This window comes from Phormidesmis sp. 146-33, assembly GCF_052939515.1.
This window is the reverse complement of record NZ_JBJPHU010000022.1, coordinates 17,974-37,302: the sequence shown is the minus strand read 5'-3', so window position 1 is coordinate 37,302 and position 19,329 is coordinate 17,974. Positions and strand designations below refer to the sequence as shown.

The following is a 19,329-nucleotide window of genomic DNA, read 5'->3' as shown; positions in this document are numbered from 1 at the left end:
GCGGTCAGCTTTGCTGTGCCGAAGGCAACGCAGTTCAGGTAATCGACCAAAAATCACAGTGGAATGTAGACAATGCGATCTTAAAATTCAGCGATCGCATCAACTTCAGCAATCAAAATCAAATCATCCAGAATTTCCCCCAAAGATGCCTTGGGTCTGAGCGCGAAAATCCCAGGAATATGCTGCCCACGATCGAGGTGTTCAACCCAGTGAGTTGGCATTGATCGACGATTGTTCGTGATCAGAATAAAGTCATGCTGTTCACACCATTCAAAAATTACTGGATCAAGCGTTCCTTTAGGTGGAGTTCCAGGATCGCCAACCGCCCAAACCGTCATATCTGGTTTACGTCTCAACAACTGCATTTGATAGCTCGGTGGCAGGTTTTCATCGATCAAATATCTAACCATGCGCGGTCAAACTGCGTTCCGCCTTAATCTGTTTCAGACGAACCACGATCGCCGATGGATTCTCGTCCTGTTCCCGCTCCACTTGAGTACAATAGTCCAACCAATCTGCCAAGTACTGAGTCACCTGAGCTTGGTTATGTAGATAGTAGAGAATCGTTGCGTAAATCTGTTCAAGCGTGATCTGAGGATAGATCTGAGCAATCTCTTCAGCCGTGCGCTGTTGGTGAATATAAGCATAGAGAATCGTTTCGATGCCCATGCGCGTCCCTTTCAGACGAATATCATCCGCACAAACGAAGTCAAAGTAATGTTCTAGTTCCACGGTAAAATCCTGCTTGCCGTCTTCTAAATTTTGGCACAGAATTGCTCTACCGCTAATCTTGCTCTAATGGTCGGTACCTTCGGTGAGCTTTGCGCTTCGCTCAATGACTTAGTGCGGTTCCTGCGGAGTTGCGCTTTGCGCTAATCGCTCGATCATTCCTCAAAGCGATCGCTCCCATCCTCATGGTACACAGATGATCTTCAGCCCTGCCATTTGACGAATAGACTTCCTGCACGAATCATAGATGCCCTCCGACTAAAGTCGGGGCTACAAGAGCAAAGTGTGCCTTCGCACACTAAAGAGGCGATTTTAACCGTTAGTCCACGGAGGTGGACTTTGTTCTGATAGCAGCGATTTCAATCGCCAGGTATTCATGCAGGAAGTCTAATATACTGATCAGACGAAAGAACCATAGGAATCTCCAAGCGTTGAGCCATGCTAGCAATGAACAATCTGTATCGCTCCAAAGCTTATCATCATACTGACAAAGGCTTCCCATACTGCCTGACCTGCCCCTGCGATGCCACCCTTCCACAAGCTTCGTCGGTTCCTACGGAGTTGCGCTTTGCGCTAATCGCGCTTCACCAAAAAAGTCCGTCTAGCATTCAAAAAAAGTTCCGCTAACCGTCAAAATAGGCTTTTACGATGTGCCGTGACTCGGTAGGCTAGCAGAGGAATACTTTTATCATCGCCCTATGCCGACTTCTAAGCCACCCAAGTCTACAACTCCCTTAGTTCGATTGTTAAATTATGGCAGACGATATCGATCGCAGATTTGGATGGCGGCAAGTTGCTCGATCGTCAACACACTGATGGATCTCGCGCCGCCTGCACTGATGGGAGCCGCGATCGATGTCCTCATCCAACAGCAAAACTCATTCTTATCTCGATTCGGAATGGCTAACGTTGTTCACCAGTTCTTTCTACTTGCTTTCCTTACGGTAGCAATTTGGGGACTCGAATCGCTCTCGAACTATGGCTACGATCTACTCTGGCGCAATCTCGCCCAAGATATTCAGCATGACTTACGATTAGATGCCTATACTCATTTACAAGAACTAGAAGCGGCATATTTCGAGGAACAAACAACAGGCGGCTTGATTGCAATTCTCAGCGATGATATCAATCAGCTAGAGCATTTCTTAAATACGATCGCAAACAATATTATTCAGATTATCAGTGCAGTGATTATCCTGATGATTGGTGCGTTTCTTGTTTTGCCGATTGAGATTGCGATCGCTTCAATGCTACCCATGCCGTTCATCTTAATCGGTTCGTTGCGCTATCAGAAATTACTAGAACCTCGCTACGATCGGGTTCGTGAGCAAGTTGGAGATCTCAATGCCAGGTTAGAGAACAACATTAGCGGCATTATCACAATTAAAAGCTTTACGGCAGAACGATATGAGCGCGATCGCTTAAAAGCCGAAAGTAATGCTTATCGTCGCAGTAACTCGAAGGCGATTCGATTGTCTGCGGGCTTTATTCCGCTCATTCGCATCTTAGTCTTGATTGGATTTACAACACTGTTAGTATTAGGTGGAATTGCAGCATTTTCGGGAAGATTGTCGATCGCAAATTACAGCGTTGCTCTAATCTTGATTCAGCAATTGCTCTGGTCACTGGTCAATTTAGGTGAAATCTTCGATTCCTATCAACGGGCGATGGCATCAACCAGACGAATTATGGATCTGCTCGATACGCCTGTGCAGATCCAGACCGGAGAGATTTCGCTCTCGACTGTGCAAGGTGAAGTCAACTTTGAGCAAGTAAAATTTGCGTACCCAAATCGGAATTCAGTGCTAACCAACCTATCACTGCATATTCCTGCTGGGAAAACCACCGCGATCGTCGGCTCTACCGGATCAGGAAAAAGCACCCTAGTTAAACTACTAATGCGACTGTATGAAGTCGATTCTGGCAGGATTACGATCGACCATCTCAACATTCGCGATCTCAACCTCTACGATTTGCGACGCAACATTGGGCTAGTTAGTCAAGATGTGTTTCTATTTCATGGCACAGTTGCCGAAAACATTACTTACGGAACCTTTGACGCAACTGAACAGGACATCATTGCAGCGGCAAAAGTCGCAGAAGCACATGAGTTTATTGAACGGTTGCCAGAAGGCTATCAAACCATTGTGGGTGAGCGCGGACAGAAACTATCGGGAGGGCAACGGCAAAGAATCGCGATCGCCAGAGCCGTAATCAAAAATCCACCAATTCTGATTCTCGATGAAGCGACTTCTGCGGTGGATAACGAAACTGAAGCGGCAATTCAGCGATCGCTCTCTCGGATTACACAAAACCGGACGACGATCGCGATCGCACATCGACTTTCAACGATTCGCCATGCAGACTGCATCTATGTGATGGAGCATGGGCAATTTGTCGAATCTGGAACCCATGAACAGTTACGCTCGCTCAACGGGGTTTATGCGAAGCTCTGGTCAGTGCAGTCTGGCGATCGGGTGTTTATCGAACAACACGGCAAGGAACCGAAACAAATCATCCTGGATCTGGATGTGAGCGATGATCCGGTGCAGGGGACACAGGAGCAAGCGTTCTTCAAGGGAGATGGAAAATCGCATTAAAGAGCATCAACTTGACCATTGAAAGTTATTATCAATAAGTCTAGGATTTAGGCAATAGAGGGTGTTGATGCTGATGGAATCTGGCGTTGCTGAATTGCAGGATGAAAGGCTAAATTCGCCCTCACCCTAACCCTCTCTCAAGGGGCGAGGGAACCAGAGTTCTGGCTCTCTTCTCCCTGGGGATGAGGGCAATTCATACCTGCATTCAGCAACGCCTGGAATCTCTCTTCAACAGGTGATCCCCGGAGGTTTAAATTGCAACTAACAATCACGGTGCAAGATTTGCTGGATATGTTTGAGGAGATTCAGTCTCAGACGGGCATTGGCTTTCAAGTAGATGGGTGTGAAACCTCTTTGCACTTACCCAGTGAATTTGGTAAAAGTTTAATCCGAAATTGGCATCTGCGCGATGGGCTGGAACTGTATGTCCAAACCCATGACCTGACCGAAGAAATCACGATCGCATCGCACAATCACTATGCCATGTTTGGCTTGTGCTATGGCATCGCTGGTACAGTCAATATGGTGGCAAATCAATCGCGATCGGAAGTCGCCATTCGCCCCGGATCTTGCTTGTCTGTAAACATGACGGACGCTCAAACCGTTGGGCAACTACCCGCTAACCAATCAATTTGCCTGATAGAACTGGCGATCGCGCCCCATCTACTCCAAGATTTTCTAAAAGATGAACTGGACACTTTCCCAGCTAGTTTGAGACACTGCTTGCAAACCTCTGACCATTTTTACTGGCAACAGGGAGCCACCACCTCAGCAATGAGGACTACATTGCACCAGATTTTACAATGTCCCTACCAGGGCGCAACTCAGCGATTGTATCTAGAAAGTAAGGCACTAGAGTTGATCACCTTTCAACTGCACCAACTCAAGGAAACACAAACCACATCCAGTCAGCGGGGCTTAAAATCAGACGAAGTAGAGCGGATTTATCAAGCGCGAGATATCTTGATCCAACAGTTGCACAATCCGCCTACACTGATAGCCTTGGCGCGACAGGTCGGGCTAAATGACTGCAAACTCAAACAAGGGTTTCATCAGGTATTTGGAACCACCGCCTTTGGATGTTTGCACCAGCACCGGATGGAACAGGCGCGCCAACTGCTGGAAACTCAGCCGATTCAGGTGGCGATCGCTGCTCATACTGTCGGCTACAGCAGCTTAAGTTCTTTTCACCGGGCCTACAAGAAATATTTTGGTGTAAACCCTGGTGTGCATCGGTATGAGAATCGTTCTTAAAAACTCCGTTTGGGACATCCGAAAATTCCGTTTGGGACAAATCGCCCTGGGTTGACCGCTCTACAATCACTCTCAGACAACTCATGCAAATGAGAATTAGTTGCGACAGGTCGTCGGACTTTTTGAATTGAGGAGTATATTGTGTCGCGAATTTCTCAACCCGATTTGAATCACCTGATGGGGTTTCCACTTATCCTGGCGATGGTCATGCCTATTCCAGACGTGGCGAATGCGGTTTTGATCGACGATTCCACAGAACAGGCAACCAACAGCGTTGAGCGCTTAAAGGATGTGCAGCGTCCGGCCACAACGGTTGAGGAATGGCTGTCTCAATCTCCAACTTTGACAACTATTACGAATGTTCGCCTCAAGCCAGCCGAGGATGAACTAGAGATTATGCTAGAAACTGCCGATGGCAAGCTGTTGCAGGGTGAAGTGAAACAGGAGCGTGATTCCTCACAGGAAAGGCTTGGCCAACGCCTGATTGTGACCATTGCCAACGCCCAACTACAATCTGCCTTTCAGCAAAACAATCCGGCTACTGGGATTATCAACCTGACAGCTAATAATGCAACCGCAACCACGGTTCAAGTCGTGATCACAGGTGCGCCAGGAGTACCCCTGGAAGCCGATATTGTGCCCGGTACGACGGGCTTGACGGTGAGTGTCTTGACCGAAGCTGAAGAAGAAATCACCGTCACGGCTGAAAAACGAGAAGACAGTCCGCAAAATGTACCCATCAGCCTGACTGTCATTCCCAAACGAGAACTAGAAGATGCTCAGATTGATTCGCTGCAAAGTATTGCCAACAATACTCCCAGCTTCACTTTTTTGCGTGGCTCGACGGGAGCTTCCTACTTCAACTACTACAGCATTCGGGGACTCAGTAACTTCAACTTTTTGGCTTCTCAAGACAACGTGGCGTTTTACGTCGATGACGTGCCCTATGATTACGGCGGTTTTTTAGATGGGGTTCTGTTTGATTTAGAGCGAGTGGAAGTGTTGCGGGGGCCGCAAAGTACACTCTATGGCAGAAGTTCGCAGGCGGGGGTGGTCAACATCATTTCGCGTCCGCCCAGTAATCAGCCAGAAATCCGCACGGCTGCCAGCTATGGCAACAATAATTTTCGCAATCTGCAACTCTCGTTGAGTGATGCAGTGCTGCCAGACAAACTATTCTTCCGACTGGCAAGCATTTACAAAGCGCGGGATGGCATTGTAGAAAACACGTTTTTGAATCGAGAGGTCGGCGAAAAAAATGGGTTAGCTGGACGCGCTGAGATCCTTTGGACACCTGCTAAAGAGTGGAACATCTCCTTCAATACCACCATCAACTCTGACGATGACGGTAGCCCCCTGTTTGCCCCACGAGATACTCCCAACCCCTTTAAAGTTGCTCAAGATTTTGATGGCTTCTATCGCCTGGACAACAATACTCAAGCCTTGAAAGTTGCTTATGAGGGTACGGGGTTTCGAGCAGTTTCGGTAACGACGCGGCGATCGACCCAACAGGCTTTTGCCACCGAAGCGGACTATACCGAAGTGAATCTGTTTAATGGAATCGGGGCATTTGATTCTACGGTATGGACTCAGGAACTTCGATTTCAGTCTCCTAATACAGCCGATCGTTTGCGCTGGGTGGTGGGTGGCTATTTTGAGTCCCGCGAGTTTAATACCCTTCAAGACGGCATTACTCTGAGCAATTTGGGAGCCGCCGCGTTTGGGGCACCCTTCGCAGGCACGAACAATGTTTCTGCCGAACAGCAGCGCTACACCTATGCCGCGTTTGGACAATTGGACTACAAGCCGATCGAGCCATTAACGCTGTTTGCAGGTTTGCGCTATGAGTCTTCTCAGGTAGAGATGGCGCGGCGACGAATTTTTACTGTTCCAGGGTTGGGAGATGTGCCTCTAAGTCCCACGATTAGCGGCTTAGAAGAAAGCAGTAATGCCCTCATTCCCCGGTTTGGAGCGCAGTATCGGTTTAGTCCAAACGTCATGGCCTATGGCACGATCGCGAAAGGCTATCGCCCCAGTGGGTTTAACTATCGGTCTGATACCGAAGCCACTCGCCGATTTCAGGAGGAAAGCTCCTGGAACTACGAATTGGGCGTGAAAACCTCCTGGCTAAATAACCGCTTAACAGCCAATCTAGCGGTTTTTCAAATTGATGCCAGTAACTATCAAGTTGCTTTGCCTGATGTAACAGGATTTTTCAACAATATTGCCAATGCTGACATCAAAAGTACAGGATTTGAACTAGAACTGCGAGCAGAAGTAACAAAGGGACTCAGCCTGAGTGCTGGATTGGGCTACACCAACGCCACATTCAAAAACTACACCAACCCCTTTACAGGGCAAAGCTTCAACAATAATCGCGTCCCCGTTTCGCCCAGTCTCACTTATAACCTGGCGATGCAATATCGCAGCACGGGGGGCATTTTTGGTCGCTTAGAACTGGTGGGATTAGGCAACACCTTTTTTGATGATGCCAACCAAATCGAACAAAAACCCTATGCTCTGGTAAATGCTCGTCTGGGCTATGAATGGAAAACTGGAGGAATTTATGTGTTTGCTAATAACTTATTGGATACCCGCTACATTACTCAAGGCTTTGTGTTTCCGCCCCCCAATGTGATTGCTGCGTTTGGTGAACCCGTGACTTATGGAGTGCAGATTCGAGCAAATTTTTAAGGAGTCCTGTGATGACAAATCAATTGGAACCAACCCAACAACTAACTGGCGTTGCTGAAACTCTGATGATTACCCTGTATGCACGAGTGGTAGAAACGCAGCGATCGGATAGTTTACTCCAAGATCCAAAAGCCGTTGAAATTGCTCAAAAAACAGATTATGACTTCAGTAAATATCAGAAGGGATGGGCTTCTCAGTTGGGAGTCGTGATTCGAGTCAGAGAGTACGATCGCATTGTCAAAAGCTTTTTAGAAGCTCATCCTGGTGCAGTCGTGATTAATTTAGGGTGTGGATTATGTACCCGGTTTACGAGAATTGGTCACAGAGAAGTTCACTGGTATGAAGTCGATTTTCCTGAAGTCATTGAACTCCGGCGCAAGTTCTTTGAGGAAACCGATCGCTACCAGTTTATTGCAAAATCTATTCTCGACTTTACCTGGATTGATCAGATTCAAAGAGCGCCAAATCAACCGCTGATCGTGTTGATGGAAGGGGTTTCTCCCTACTTGAGTGAAGCTGAAAATCGCAGCATTATTTTGCAGTTGCGCGATCGCCTTGCTCCTGTCGAAATTGTTCTTGATGTACTCGATCGTAAGGCAGCAAAAAATTCCAAGAAGCATGATACTGTCTCCAAAACCAATGCCGAGTTCAAATCAGGCTTTGATGCTGGGCAAGAATTAGAAACTTGGGGAGACGGCATCCGCCTCAAAGATGAAATCTATTCGCTCACCCAGTTTGCGGATTATCCCGATCGCTTGCCTATTTGGGCAAGATACATCCGATTTTTGCTTGTCCCTGTGTTCAAAAAATCTGCTCGTATTTTGCGTCTACAACTTACCAAGTAACCACTATTTTTAGTCACTATTTTCACAATGAAAATTCTCATTTCTGGTGGTGGCATTGCTGGACTCACGCTCGCTTATTGGCTACAGCAGTCTGGGTTTCAGCCCATTGTGATCGATAAAGCAACAGAATTTAAGCGCGTGGGCTATCCGCTAGGAACCTATGGAGCGAGTGTACAAATTCTCGAAAAAATGGGACTGTTGGAAACATTGGTTCAGAAGAGTATTCCCTTGACTGAATCAGCTTTTGTAGATAGCACCGGACGCATCATTCGCAAGCTAAACATGAGTCAGGTTTTTACTGTAGAGCAGCGTAACCTGGCACTAAATCGCGCCGACCTGCATTTAGCTATTTACGAAGTGGTCAAAGATCAGGTTGAAATCCGCATGGGTCACATGATTCAGACCGTCGAACAACAGAGCGATCGCGTCACCGTCGCATTTAACAATGGCAGTTCTGAGTCTTTTGACTTACTCATCGGTGCTGATGGAGTACATTCTCAGACGCGCCAACAGGTATTTGGTGATGGCTTTGAGAAGTTTTTTAACGTCGCATACATGACTTTTTTTAGCCAATATACTCCCCCAGATTTGGGCGATTGTAACTATAACATTACGCTGCCTCGCCGCTACGCTGGCATTGGTAAATATGGCTCATCCGGTGTTGGGGCATTTCTACTTTACCAATCGCCGCCCGGTCGCAAAATTCCACCTCAAGAACGAGTGCCCCATCTACTTCAAGAATTTAGCGATGCTGATTGGTTGATTCAAGACGTGATTTGCAGTGTTCAAGATCTAACCACTATTTTTTATGATGACATGCTGCAAATTGTTATGCCCCAGTGGTCAAAGGGGCGAGTTTGCCTGATTGGAGACGCTGCCCATACCCTAACACTGATGTCTGGACGCGGCGCAGGCACGGCAATTTTGGGTGCCTATCTCTTAGCAAAAGCACTCACTCAGCAAGATTACTCTCATGCATTTGCGACCTACGAAAATCACCTGAGAAAAACAGTGAATGACTTGCAAAAAGATGCTTTTAAGCTAACTCAAATGATGCTACCAGAAACCCAATGGTCGATCGCGCTAACCAACCTCTACATGAAATACATTCCAGAATCCTGGCTGCTAAATCGATTCACAAAGTCTGCTGCACTCATTGAGGCATTGTAAACGCTATGTCTAAATCATCCATCCCTAAATTGAGCCTACTAGCGAGTTTATATGTTTCGCAGTACATTCCGATCGCTTTCTTCTATCAAGCACTCCCCACTTTCCTCCGGCAGCAAGGTGCTTCTTTAGAAGTCATTGGCATGATTGGTTTTCTGGCGATTCCCTGGATGCTGAAGTTCCTCTGGGCCCCTTACATCGATCGCATTCGCTTTCGTTGGGGACACTATCGGATCTGGATTATCCTGTTTCAAAGCTTGTTAATCTTCAATCTTGTTCTGTGTGCATTTCTAGATCTAAAAACTCAACTACCACTCATGCTGGTCTGTATGTTTTTAGTCTGCTTTTTTGCGGCTAGTCAAGATATTGCCACGGATGCCCTCGCGATCGGGCTGCTAAATCCAAATGAACGGGGCATCGGCAACGGCATTCAATCCGGTGGTAATTTTCTGGGGTCGATCATCGGTGGAGGCATTCTTCTCATTTTGCTCGATCGCCTCGGTTGGACAGTTAGCTTACTGCTACTAGCAAGTTTTATGGGACTGTCGCTTTTTCCCGTCATTTTTCACCCAGAAACAATCCTCCCTCCCCCGACCCAAAAGGCTGGTTTACTGACGCTACTGCAATTTTTCCGCCGTCCGGGGCACTGGCAATGGTTATTGATGTTATCGCTGTATATGGCAGGGAGCAGTATGGCGAGTGCCATGATTCGTCCCTTGATGGTCGATCGCGGATTCTCACTCACCGACATTGGTTGGATCTTAGGCGTTGTTAGCTTTAGTGCAGGGCTAGTCGGCTCATTGCTCGCTGGATGGCTCATCAGTCATTGGGGACGCAAACGATCGCTGATTCTGTTTGGTCTTCTGTCGGCAGTTGCGATCGCAACCTACTTACCCATTGCCTTCGGATTATCCAGCCTGACTTTGATGTATGGCTCCAATATTCTAGTTGCGATCGCTTCCGGCATGGCATACACCGCAACACTGACGGTGATGATGGATTACAGCCGCCCAGAAACTGCCGGAACCGACTACACCTTGCAGGTTTCCACAATCTACTTCACTGGCATTTTAGCAATGGTATTAGGCGGATTTGTCGCAAAAGCATTTGGCTATGCGGTCATGTTTGCGATCGGGATTGTCTTAACGTTGTCCAGTGTTGCCCTAATCGCGAAAGGCTTTTCTAGCCGAGAATTAGCCCCTGTAATAGCACCTGAATCGATTGCTCATCTGTGATCTGTTAAACCCCAATTACCCCAAATGACTGATCAACTCTACCCAAAGCCACCCCTAAACATCTGGGAAGTCATGGCTCCAGTGCAAGGCAGAATCATGGTGGCGATCGCGCTTTCTGTGATCAGCACTATTGCAGCGATTGTGTCTTTGTTGGCGATTCCACCCATTGCGTCTGAGTTGCTCAAGCCTGCTCCTGATGGTGATCAAATCTGGATGTGGGTAGCAGTTTCCGCGATCGCAGTTGCCATTTCTTTCACCACTAAAGTATTTGCCTCCAGTACTTCCCATTTAGCAGCATTCAAGTTAGAAGTAATCGTGCGAACCGCCATCACTGAACATTTGGCAAAAGTACCGCTGGGATACGTGATCACAACGGGTTCTGGTGCGATTAAAAAGATTGTTCAGGATGATGTCAAATCGCTCCATGCCTTTGTTGCCGACAGTACTCCACTTCTTGGACGAGCCTATACTACACCTGTGATCTCGCTGATTGCGATGTTGATTGCCGATTGGCGGTTGGGATTGGTGACAGTGGCTGTGTTGCCGATCGGACTGATTTTTATTCGGTTAGCATTGCAAGATTATGCTGAAAAGCGAGGGGAATACGATCGCGCTAATGAGCAGATCAACAGCGTTGTGATTGAGTTTGTGCAAGGGATGCAGGTGGTTCGCACCTTTGATGATGGGAGTAGCTCCTTTGCTCGATTTCAGCGATCGCTCGATTCTTTTACGCAATCGATTCGAGACTGGAACAAAACCACGGGCACCTCTGGACGCTTGGGCACACTCCTGTTTGAACCCTTACCCACGCTGATTATTATTTCAATCGTAGGAGCCTGGCTTATGATCCAGGGATCACTAAAATTTCCGCAACTGTCGGTGTTTTTGCTACTATCGCCTAGATTGTGTGGAGCCTTCAAACCGATTTTCACCCTGTCCTATTTCATCAATCAGGCAAATGCGGGAGCAAAACGGATTGGGACAATATTGGCAGAGCCTCCGTTACCGCAGCCAGAACAATCCAAACAACCTACAGAGGCTTCCATACAGTTCCACGCAGTCACTTTCTCGTATGGAAACCGTCTCGCCCTGCAAGATGTCAGCATTGAGATGCCCGCAGGGAGCGTTACCGCTTTGGTTGGTTCCTCTGGTGCAGGTAAAACCACGATCGCCCGATTGATTCCGCGCTTTTGGGATGTGGAGGATGGTTCGATCGCTATTGGGGGTGTAGATGTGCGAGAAATGACCTCTGACACTCTGATGTCCTGGGTTTCTTTTGTATTTCAAGACACCTTTTTGCTATATGACACGATTCGCAACAACATTAAATTAGGCAAAATCAATGCCACCGATGCCGAAGTAGAAGCTGCTGCTCGTGCGGCTCAAGCCCATGAGTTTATTCTGGCGTTACCACAGGGATACGACACGATCGCCGGAGAGCGCGGCTCCTATTTGTCTGGGGGGCAACGACAGCGCATCACGATCGCTCGTGCCATTCTGCAAGATAATCCCATTGTGGTATTAGACGAAGCAACCGCCTTTGCTGATCCTGAAAATGAGGCATTGATTCAGGCGGCGATCGCTTCTCTAACAACGGACAAAACCTTAGTCATTGTTGCTCATCGGCTACCTACTATCATGAGCGCAGATCAAATTGTTGTATTAGATCAAGGGCAAGTCGTGGAGCAAGGTAACCATGATGAATTGGTGAATGCAAATGGCGTGTATGCCAAACTCTGGGAGCGGCACGAAGAAGCCCAACAGTGGAAACTCCAGTTGAAAGTAAGAGAAAGCACTACTCTTGAGGCACTTTAAGTGCAGGCATTGCTGAATCAGGGGATGAATTGCCCCAAAGCGGCGGGAAACCCAAGGTTCAAAGTCCCCCATTTTTGGGGGATTTAGGGGGCGAAAAGATCGACACTTCCCACAGATTCATCCCTCCAATCAGCAACAGGTGTAGGTGCGTTCTATCTAAGTTAATCTCTCAAAATAGCAGAAGTTTTATGCTAAAAACCTATCGTCGGATGTTGGATGTTGCAGGCTCCTATCAACCTCAGCTAAAAACGGCATTGTTGCTATCGGTGATTGCTTCTATTCTGCAAGGCATTATTTTTGCATTGTTTTTCCCGCTGCTATCGGCTTTGCTGACACAACCGATCGACATACAACAGGTTGGAATACTGCTGGCAATCATGACAATACTTGTTCTGATCGAGGGCTTCATTCGCTGGCAAGAACTTGATTTTGGCTGGAACACCTCCAACGATGTTGCCCACGAAACCCGATTACGACTGGGAGAACAACTGCGACGAATGCCACTAGAAGAACTCAACCGTCGGAGATCGGGCGACCTCAATGTTGTTCTGAGCGGCAATGTTAGCGAGATTGTTTTGTGGATTGGTAGCCTATGTACGCTGGTGATTCAAACGCTGATTGTGCCGTTGACGATCGTGCTTGTGACGCTGTTCATTGATTGGCGATTAGCCGTGGCGCTATTCGTTGCCTTTCCATTTGCGATTCCGCTCTATCGCTATTTCCGCACGCTGACGGCTAAAGTGTTTCGTGATGTGGCAACGGCTGATGCAGAGGTTGCCTCTCGCGTGGTGGAATATGCTCAAGGATTGCCTGTACTAAGAGCAACCCAACAAACGGGGCAACAGTCGCAGCGATTGCAAGCAGCATTGATCACTCAGCGATCGATTCAATCCACCGCACAACGCTTGTTTAACTTGCCGTCGATCGCGCTCTCCACCCTGGTCGAAGCGGGAATTTTACTCGTGCTGGCTTTGGGAACACTGTTTATTTTACAAGGAAGTCTGTCTGTCCCCGCTCTGTTTGCGCTGATTGTGATTGCTCTGCGATTTAGCGAACCTTTGGCACAACTGACTGGGTTAACTAGCATCTTTGACCTGATGGAAAGTGGGCTAGAACGCATTGAAGCGGTGATGAACATTCCTCCTCTCCCTGTGCAATCTACATCGATTCAACCGACTCGATTTGAGATTACGTTTGAGCAAGTCTACTTTCACTATGCTGATCAGAGCGACTGGACGCTGCAAAATCTCTCCTTTCAGTTGCCAGAGCGATCGCTGACGGCTTTAGTCGGATCATCAGGGAGCGGAAAATCGACGATCGCTCGTCTGATCAGTCGCTATGCAGATGTGCAGCAGGGCAGCATCAAGATTGGCGGAGTCGATCTGCGTCAACTAGAGCAAACTCAACTGATGCGGCTGATTTCCGTCGTCTTTCAGGATGTGTATCTATTTGACGACACCATTTTGAATAACATTCGCATGGCAAAGCCAAATGCCACCGATGCCGACGTAGAAACGGCTGCCTGTGCTGCTAATTGCCACGAGTTTATTACACGCTTGCCCAACGGCTATGAGACTCGCGTTGGCGAAATTGGTGGCGCATTATCGGGCGGTGAACGGCAGCGAATCTCTATTGCCCGTGCCATTCTCAAAGACGCGCCGATCGTACTGCTAGATGAGCCAACTTCAGCCTTGGATACCGAAAGCGAAGTGGCAGTCCAACGGGCGATCGATCAACTAGTAGCAAACAAAACCGTGATTGTGATTGCTCATCGCCTCTCTACTGTCGTAGGTGCTGATCAAATTCTAGTGTTAGAGAATGGGCAGATTGTAGAGCGAGGAACTCACACAGAACTAATGTCCAACGGCGATCGCTATGCCTTGCTCTGGCAAACTCAACAACAGTCTCGTCAATGGCATATCGCTGCGTAAGATGATTTCGCCTCAAACTACATTTCTTACAGAGCAGCAAACCCACGACTTTTACCATATCGCACCGTTCTAAATTCAATTTGATTGGTGTTCGGACTGTAGAGCGTGTAGGTTGCCTGTCCGGGAATGCGTCCGACATTGCCCACACCAATCACCTGCCGAGGTTTAACCAGGGTGGCTTGCGATGAGGTTGCCTGATCTAAGGTTGTGACGCTGGAGGTTACACTACCCTGCTGAATTTCGTATTGGAACGTTAATCCCGATCGCCCACAGAACAGTATGTTCGCATCCATTCGCATCAGGCGATCGAGCATTTGAATGGGCGATGTATCCGGTGTTAATTCATCACTGACACTAACGCTGCTGCCATGAATCAGTAAGCAATCGAGTTCAAAGAAACCAAAGTCAAGCGGTTGCTTCGCAGTTGCGCTTTGCGCTAAACGCACCCATTCAACCATTTCTCGTGGAATCGCGTCCCACAAAGTTTTCACCATTTCTATTCCATATTGCTCAATCAGTTCAGTCGGTTCTCCCGTTCGTCCCAAACAGTGTAAGATGAACAACTGTTCTTCCCACCAACCCTGACAAACCTGGGGTACAGGTTCATAGTCGCGAGGCGATCTGACTCGTTCAATCACTTTTTCAGTTTCGGGTGTCGGTGCAATCACATCACCCAAGATATAGAGTTCTTCGACTGGCGATCGCTGCCGTTTGATGTCCGCCAGTACTGCTTCATAAGCAGCTAAATTACCTTCGATTCCGCTCAAGATTACCTAGTAAGTCATTATTGCTGCACTACAAACTTTGTAATTTTGGCTCACTGCAACTATGCTGCAAACGCTACCCAGCCTGCAAAAATAAAAGCAGTATAGAAGCGGGTTATGTTGACGAAACCCGCTTGAGCCAATAATTCCAGGGTTCGTTCTTCTGGAATGCATTGGATGTGTTGCCACACTCCGTCAGCAAGTTCGCTGAGCCGCTGTGATTCCATCCCTACCATTTGTGCTCGTTTCTGCCATCCGTCAACCAATCGCTTAAACACCTCTGATTGCTTATCTCCATGCGAATCTACTAACACAAATGGGCTACCTGGTTGAAGACGAGCCGCGATCGCCTTGAGGTAATCCAGTTTTGTGCCATCATCCGGGAGAAAATGCATCACAAGTAGGCTAGTAGCAGCGTTGAAGAGGTGTATTGGAAGTTCTTGCACAACGCCATGATAAAGTCTGACGCGGTTCTCAATTTCTAAGGAGTCAACCTTTGACTGAGCCACTGCCAGCATTTTCTCAGAGGGATCAACCCCTGTGAATTGCCACGTTAGATGAGTTTGACTCAAAGAACTGATCTCATTACCACCGCCTGCCCCAACCACAAGAATATGAGCATCATCGGTCAAATAAAGCTGGAATAAAGCCGCCAGCATTGCGAGCATGGCATCATATCCCGGAATACTTTGCCGTACTGCGATGTCGTAGTCAGCCGTTGGCAAATTGGGATTCTGATCAAAATCAAATGGGTTTTCACTCATGGCTACCGCTCACATACATGAGTTGGATCATCGGCGCGTTCAGCGTACTCTAGCCCTTTAGACAACTTGCCGCGCTTTTCTGCCAACACTGATGGGTAGCTACATTCACAGGAATTCAACCCTTCCACAATGTCTTCATCCCAACATCCCTGACAGGTGGGAATATCGAGCGCGCGAATCATTTCTACTACGGCATTTGGATGGGGGCCATACCCCACGAGATCACCGAGACAGTAGACCTTATCGGCATTGTGATCGTCAATGTCAGACAGTACCGCATTCAAGGCTTCATAGTTGCCATGAATGCAAGACATTACCGCAATCTTCATCTGCTTCCTCTCCTGGTTCTAATGAGTCTTTAATTTGTTTTTGGTAGTCAGCGATCGCTTGATCATTCAAGCAGCAGTCTTTAATTGTTTGAGCAATTAAAGACTGCTCCAATGCTTCACCCACGACTTCAATGCCGCTAAAGCGATTCCTTCGGAGAGCTTCGCTAACGGGTCTACCCTTCAGCCAGCGCGGTAGATTGAGTTCTAGATAAGTTGGTTCAGCGAGTCCTGCAACAAAATCGAAATGGAGCGCGCTGCTTCGCAGATACCGCAAGGGTCGCCCATCGGCAACATCAAAAATGCCTTTAGCGCGTCCAACAGTGCCATACGCCCCCTTTATCAGTTCATACCAAAACGTATTCAGACTCGCGAGGTCAAGCACCTGTCCCGACAGAACAGAACGCCAGAGATGAGGCTGTGATAACGCCGCACCCGTCTCAACACCCGTTACCACAAGGTCTGCCCAGTCATGCCATTCTGTGTGTCGAGTTCTCGGCGGCAACACCGCCACTCGTCGGCAGTCTGCCATCTGGTCAGGCAGGATTAGAGAAGTTAGATCAATATGAAACCCTAGTTCAACGTAGACAGCAGATCCCGCCAGCGGATACACCCGTTACCACAAGGTCTGCCCAGTCATGCCATTCTGTGTGTCGAGTTCTCGGCGGCAACACCGCCACTCGTCGGCAGTCTGCCATCTGGTCAGGCAGGATTAGAGAAGTTAGATCAATATGAAACCCTAGTTCAACGTAGACAGCAGATCCCGCCAGCGGATGGGCTAAAAAATCAGTCAACTGCTCGACTGGGAGCACGGTGAGTCCAGGAATCTCTGCTGCCTGATAGGTTGGGTCAATGGGAGTGTTTCCCGATCCCAAACTTAGATAGACGGCTGTCTCAGCAGCAGAATTGACCTGTTGCCGTATCCAGGTCGTTTTTCCCGCGCCGGGTGAACCAGACACCAGTGTGACGTTGAGTGATGGCATCAAAGGTTTTAACAGTCTTGGAGTTCAGGCGTTTGGTTGAGAATCTGATTCCGAATAGACGTGAAGTTGCGGTAAGCATCAGAATCTAGGCGATCGCGCCGAAAGACCGCCAGGTTGTGACAATTCTGGAATGCCAGCTTCACGTCAAAGTGCCGCTCTACTGCCCCCCGAATCGCATCACTCCCCACCATGCGAAGCAATTGTCCTCGCGCCTGTTCGCTAGGTGGAGCGACTGCATGGTTTGCCCACTCTTCGCCATCCTGGTGGAGGCTATGGGACAGCTTCTCGACAATATTCCAGGCATAGGGCAAGGATTGCTGGATGGTTTCGACAAAGGCTGACTCATCCACCTCGCCTGCTGCTGCTTGTTGAACCAGGGCTTCACTAACGTTTAGAGACATTTTTTCTCCTCATGATCCATTAACTGCAAAACATCGTCCTATGATACAACTAAAATGATAATCATTCTCACAACCTAGTAATTGATTCATGCCTGATGCCGTGTTTGCTCTGCCAGACTCCATTGACCTGGCGATCGTCGGGGCGGGGCCCCATGCCCTGACGCTGGTAACCCACCTCTTGCAAAAGAAAAAATCGATGCGAGGACGGTTTCTCGTCTTCGACCCCAGCGGCACCTGGATGAGTCGTTGGAATCATCAGTTTGCGGCGTTGGAAATTCCTCATCTCAGGTCGCCAGCCGTCCACCAACCCGACCCCAATTCCCACGCCCTTCGCACCTTTGCCGAGTCTCGCCCCAATGAACTGTTTCCACCCTACGACCTGCCGGGAACTCGATTGTTTCAGGATTTTTGCCAGGATGTGATCCGTCGCTGGCAGCTACAGAATTGCGTGTGTGCGGCTCAAGTTGAACAGATCAAACCCTTGAACAACCAGCGTCAGTCCCGGTTCTGTCTGCAATTAGCCACCGGGCAAACTGTGATCGCTCGCCGAGTCGTGATTGCCAATGGGGGTGGAATCCCTCAACTTCCAGCCTGGGTCAGTCAGATTCCAATGAGTTATCCATGCGATCGCCTCCTACATTCTCATCAGGTGGATCTGCGAGGCTTACAACTCCGAGGTGAACGAATCCTGATTATTGGTGGTGGATTGACCAGTGGACACTTGGCAGTTGGCGCAATTCAACGCGGCGCACAGGTGCTACTTATGTCTCGCCGCACCGTCTACGAAAAACTCTTTGATGCCGATCCGGGTTGGTTGGGTCCGAAATACCTCAAAGACTTTTGGGCAGAACCGGATTGGTACGCTCGTTGGCATATGATTCAGCAAGCGCGGAATGGGGGTTCCATGACCCCAGCGATGCTAACTCAACTGCGTCGTTTACAGCGAGATGGGCGGATTGTGTTTCATGAACAATGTCAGGTCTCTCAAGCGAGATGGAATGAAGACCACTGGCAGGTGTGTTGTGATCGTGCAGCCTTGCATGAATGCATTCAGCATCAAACAATTGATCGCATCTGGTGCGCTACGGGTAGCCAGTTAGATGCAACAAAGCACCCGCTGTTGAACGATGTTTTCGACACTTATCCCACCGATCTTGTAAACGGGTTGCCGATTGTGGATGAATGCTTACGCTGGCGAAACTGTGAGCTATTTATCATGGGCGGGTTAGCTGCATTACGCACTGGGCCAACAGCGCGAAATTTATCAGGCGCAAGGGCAGTGAGCGATCGCATTGTTCCAGCCATCATCAAGCCTAGGTTGGCAATGGCTTCTCATTAGTTGTTCTAATTGGGATGGTGCATCCTGGAACTCCGTGCAAACAGGCTAGAATGTCAGTATCAAACGAGGCGTGCGGCTTTGCCGATTCCCTTTGGGATCGTTGCCAGTTCTGACGGAAGTTGCACTGATGATTTACGGAAATCGAACCCTTCTAGAATGGCTTACTCGTACTGTGTGTGCGATCGCCACGCCAATGTTGATGATTGCTTCCCTAATACAATCCGCATGGGCGACTCCACAGGTGGTGAAGTCAGCCGGATTGAAGTCGGATCTGAATGTGCCGTTTTCTCAACCCGTGCAAGTGGAAGATCCGTACCGCGATCGCTCCCGCAAGGTGATTAGTCTCTGGAGTCGGGATGCGGTGCGAGTGCTGTTGACGAACAATTTGCGGCAGCGTGGCTACGGCTATGCTTACAGTGCCAGTCTGCGTTGCCTGTCGCCGGATTGCCAGACGATCGCGGGTGCAGGCGTGGTGCGATAAC

General features: G+C 48.5%; 19 protein-coding genes. 11 read left to right on the top strand and 8 right to left on the bottom strand.

From position 1 onward, the window contains the following. Nucleotides 1-80: 80 nt before the first annotated feature. Complete coding sequence (locus tag ACJ2PR_RS11300; RefSeq protein ID WP_446877081.1) at nucleotides 81-410, bottom strand: DUF5615 family PIN-like protein; 330 nt, start codon at nucleotides 408-410, stop codon at nucleotides 81-83. Then, nucleotides 403-732, bottom strand: a complete 330-nt coding sequence (locus ACJ2PR_RS11295; RefSeq protein WP_446877080.1) for a DUF433 domain-containing protein — start codon at nucleotides 730-732, stop codon at nucleotides 403-405. Before ACJ2PR_RS11295 ends, ACJ2PR_RS11300 begins: the two co-directional genes overlap by 8 nt. A 435-nt stretch (nucleotides 733-1,167) precedes the next feature. Here ACJ2PR_RS11295 and ACJ2PR_RS11290 point away from each other — a divergent pair, with 435 nt between their 5' ends. From ACJ2PR_RS11290 to ACJ2PR_RS11250, 9 genes are all read left to right on the top strand, one after another. Continuing rightward, nucleotides 1,168-1,356: a hypothetical protein gene (locus ACJ2PR_RS11290; protein WP_446866119.1), complete on the top strand. Its 189-nt coding sequence runs from the start codon at nucleotides 1,168-1,170 to the stop codon at nucleotides 1,354-1,356. Between the two features lie 71 nt (nucleotides 1,357-1,427). Continuing rightward, nucleotides 1,428-3,329, top strand: a complete 1,902-nt coding sequence (locus ACJ2PR_RS11285) for an ATP-binding cassette domain-containing protein (protein ID WP_446877079.1) — start codon at nucleotides 1,428-1,430, stop codon at nucleotides 3,327-3,329. A 255-nt stretch (nucleotides 3,330-3,584) separates the two neighbouring features. After that, nucleotides 3,585-4,583, top strand: a complete 999-nt coding sequence (locus ACJ2PR_RS11280; RefSeq protein ID WP_446877078.1) for a helix-turn-helix transcriptional regulator — start codon at nucleotides 3,585-3,587, stop codon at nucleotides 4,581-4,583. Between the two features lie 141 nt (nucleotides 4,584-4,724). Further along, nucleotides 4,725-7,277 carry a TonB-dependent receptor domain-containing protein gene (locus ACJ2PR_RS11275; RefSeq protein ID WP_446877077.1) on the top strand — a complete coding sequence of 851 codons (2,553 nt, stop codon included), beginning with the start codon at nucleotides 4,725-4,727 and terminating at the stop codon, nucleotides 7,275-7,277. Between the two features lie 11 nt (nucleotides 7,278-7,288). After that, nucleotides 7,289-8,122, top strand: a complete 834-nt coding sequence (locus ACJ2PR_RS11270) for a class I SAM-dependent methyltransferase (RefSeq protein WP_446877076.1) — start codon at nucleotides 7,289-7,291, stop codon at nucleotides 8,120-8,122. 27 nt (nucleotides 8,123-8,149) lie between these two features. After that, on the top strand, nucleotides 8,150-9,292 hold the full coding sequence (locus ACJ2PR_RS11265; protein ID WP_446866124.1) for an FAD-dependent monooxygenase: 1,143 nt from the start codon (nucleotides 8,150-8,152) through the stop codon (nucleotides 9,290-9,292). A 5-nt stretch (nucleotides 9,293-9,297) separates the two neighbouring features. Next, nucleotides 9,298-10,524, top strand: coding sequence for an MFS transporter (locus ACJ2PR_RS11260; RefSeq protein WP_446877075.1), 1,227 nt, complete (start codon nucleotides 9,298-9,300; stop codon nucleotides 10,522-10,524). Between the two features lie 24 nt (nucleotides 10,525-10,548). After that, nucleotides 10,549-12,339, top strand: coding sequence for an ABC transporter ATP-binding protein (locus tag ACJ2PR_RS11255; protein WP_446877074.1), 1,791 nt, complete (start codon nucleotides 10,549-10,551; stop codon nucleotides 12,337-12,339). 188 nt (nucleotides 12,340-12,527) lie between these two features. Beyond that, the gene (locus tag ACJ2PR_RS11250) at nucleotides 12,528-14,270 is read left to right on the top strand and encodes an ABC transporter ATP-binding protein (protein WP_446877073.1); all 1,743 of its coding nucleotides are present in this window, start codon (nucleotides 12,528-12,530) and stop codon (nucleotides 14,268-14,270) included. 26 nt (nucleotides 14,271-14,296) lie between these two features. On the opposite strand, the gene ACJ2PR_RS11245 is transcribed toward ACJ2PR_RS11250, so the two are convergent. Genes ACJ2PR_RS11245 through ACJ2PR_RS11220 form a run of 6 tightly spaced genes read right to left on the bottom strand, consistent with a single transcriptional unit; the run spans nucleotide 14,297 to nucleotide 17,508 of the window. Next, nucleotides 14,297-15,037 carry a metallophosphatase gene (locus ACJ2PR_RS11245; RefSeq protein WP_446877072.1) on the bottom strand — a complete coding sequence of 247 codons (741 nt, stop codon included), beginning with the start codon at nucleotides 15,035-15,037 and terminating at the stop codon, nucleotides 14,297-14,299. 59 nt (nucleotides 15,038-15,096) lie between these two features. After that, nucleotides 15,097-15,798 carry a class I SAM-dependent methyltransferase gene (locus ACJ2PR_RS11240; protein ID WP_446877071.1) on the bottom strand — a complete coding sequence of 234 codons (702 nt, stop codon included), beginning with the start codon at nucleotides 15,796-15,798 and terminating at the stop codon, nucleotides 15,097-15,099. Nucleotides 15,799-15,800: 2 nt separating this feature from the next. Further along, on the bottom strand, nucleotides 15,801-16,127 hold the full coding sequence (locus tag ACJ2PR_RS11235; RefSeq protein WP_446866130.1) for a metallophosphoesterase family protein: 327 nt from the start codon (nucleotides 16,125-16,127) through the stop codon (nucleotides 15,801-15,803). Continuing rightward, entirely contained in the window at nucleotides 16,087-16,737 is a 651-nt protein-coding gene (locus ACJ2PR_RS11230; RefSeq protein ID WP_446877070.1) for a hypothetical protein, read from the bottom strand. Before ACJ2PR_RS11230 ends, ACJ2PR_RS11235 begins: the two co-directional genes overlap by 41 nt. Then, nucleotides 16,703-17,107, bottom strand: a complete 405-nt coding sequence (locus tag ACJ2PR_RS11225; RefSeq protein ID WP_446877069.1) for a hypothetical protein — start codon at nucleotides 17,105-17,107, stop codon at nucleotides 16,703-16,705. The genes ACJ2PR_RS11230 and ACJ2PR_RS11225 overlap by 35 nt, the downstream gene beginning before the upstream one ends. A gap of 8 nt (nucleotides 17,108-17,115) precedes the next feature. After that, complete coding sequence (locus ACJ2PR_RS11220) at nucleotides 17,116-17,508, bottom strand: SCO5389 family protein (RefSeq protein WP_446877068.1); 393 nt, start codon at nucleotides 17,506-17,508, stop codon at nucleotides 17,116-17,118. Between the two features lie 88 nt (nucleotides 17,509-17,596). Here ACJ2PR_RS11220 and ACJ2PR_RS11215 point away from each other — a divergent pair, with 88 nt between their 5' ends. Both ACJ2PR_RS11215 and ACJ2PR_RS11210 read left to right on the top strand, forming a co-directional pair. Continuing rightward, complete coding sequence (locus ACJ2PR_RS11215) at nucleotides 17,597-18,847, top strand: SidA/IucD/PvdA family monooxygenase (RefSeq protein WP_446877067.1); 1,251 nt, start codon at nucleotides 17,597-17,599, stop codon at nucleotides 18,845-18,847. Nucleotides 18,848-18,974: 127 nt separating this feature from the next. After that, nucleotides 18,975-19,328: a hypothetical protein gene (locus ACJ2PR_RS11210; protein WP_446877066.1), complete on the top strand. Its 354-nt coding sequence runs from the start codon at nucleotides 18,975-18,977 to the stop codon at nucleotides 19,326-19,328. Nucleotide 19,329 lies beyond the last annotated feature (1 nt).

What these genes read in the sequence shown, in the direction of transcription:
- ACJ2PR_RS11300 (WP_446877081.1), bottom strand. Translation starts at nt 410, where the DNA reads ATGGTTAGATATTTGATCGATGAAAACCTGCCACCGAGCTATCAAATG.
- ACJ2PR_RS11290 (WP_446866119.1), top strand. Translation starts at nt 1,168, where the DNA reads ATGCTAGCAATGAACAATCTGTATCGCTCCAAAGCTTATCATCATACT.
- ACJ2PR_RS11285 (WP_446877079.1), top strand. Translation starts at nt 1,428, where the DNA reads ATGCCGACTTCTAAGCCACCCAAGTCTACAACTCCCTTAGTTCGATTG.
- ACJ2PR_RS11270 (WP_446877076.1), top strand. Translation starts at nt 7,289, where the DNA reads ATGACAAATCAATTGGAACCAACCCAACAACTAACTGGCGTTGCTGAA.
- ACJ2PR_RS11265 (WP_446866124.1), top strand. Translation starts at nt 8,150, where the DNA reads ATGAAAATTCTCATTTCTGGTGGTGGCATTGCTGGACTCACGCTCGCT.
- ACJ2PR_RS11260 (WP_446877075.1), top strand. Translation starts at nt 9,298, where the DNA reads ATGTCTAAATCATCCATCCCTAAATTGAGCCTACTAGCGAGTTTATAT.
- ACJ2PR_RS11255 (WP_446877074.1), top strand. Translation starts at nt 10,549, where the DNA reads ATGACTGATCAACTCTACCCAAAGCCACCCCTAAACATCTGGGAAGTC.
- ACJ2PR_RS11250 (WP_446877073.1), top strand. Translation starts at nt 12,528, where the DNA reads ATGCTAAAAACCTATCGTCGGATGTTGGATGTTGCAGGCTCCTATCAA.
- ACJ2PR_RS11240 (WP_446877071.1), bottom strand. Translation starts at nt 15,798, where the DNA reads ATGAGTGAAAACCCATTTGATTTTGATCAGAATCCCAATTTGCCAACG.
- ACJ2PR_RS11235 (WP_446866130.1), bottom strand. Translation starts at nt 16,127, where the DNA reads ATGAAGATTGCGGTAATGTCTTGCATTCATGGCAACTATGAAGCCTTG.
- ACJ2PR_RS11225 (WP_446877069.1), bottom strand. Translation starts at nt 17,107, where the DNA reads ATGCCATCACTCAACGTCACACTGGTGTCTGGTTCACCCGGCGCGGGA.
- ACJ2PR_RS11220 (WP_446877068.1), bottom strand. Translation starts at nt 17,508, where the DNA reads ATGTCTCTAAACGTTAGTGAAGCCCTGGTTCAACAAGCAGCAGCAGGC.
- ACJ2PR_RS11215 (WP_446877067.1), top strand. Translation starts at nt 17,597, where the DNA reads ATGCCTGATGCCGTGTTTGCTCTGCCAGACTCCATTGACCTGGCGATC.
- ACJ2PR_RS11210 (WP_446877066.1), top strand. Translation starts at nt 18,975, where the DNA reads ATGATTTACGGAAATCGAACCCTTCTAGAATGGCTTACTCGTACTGTG.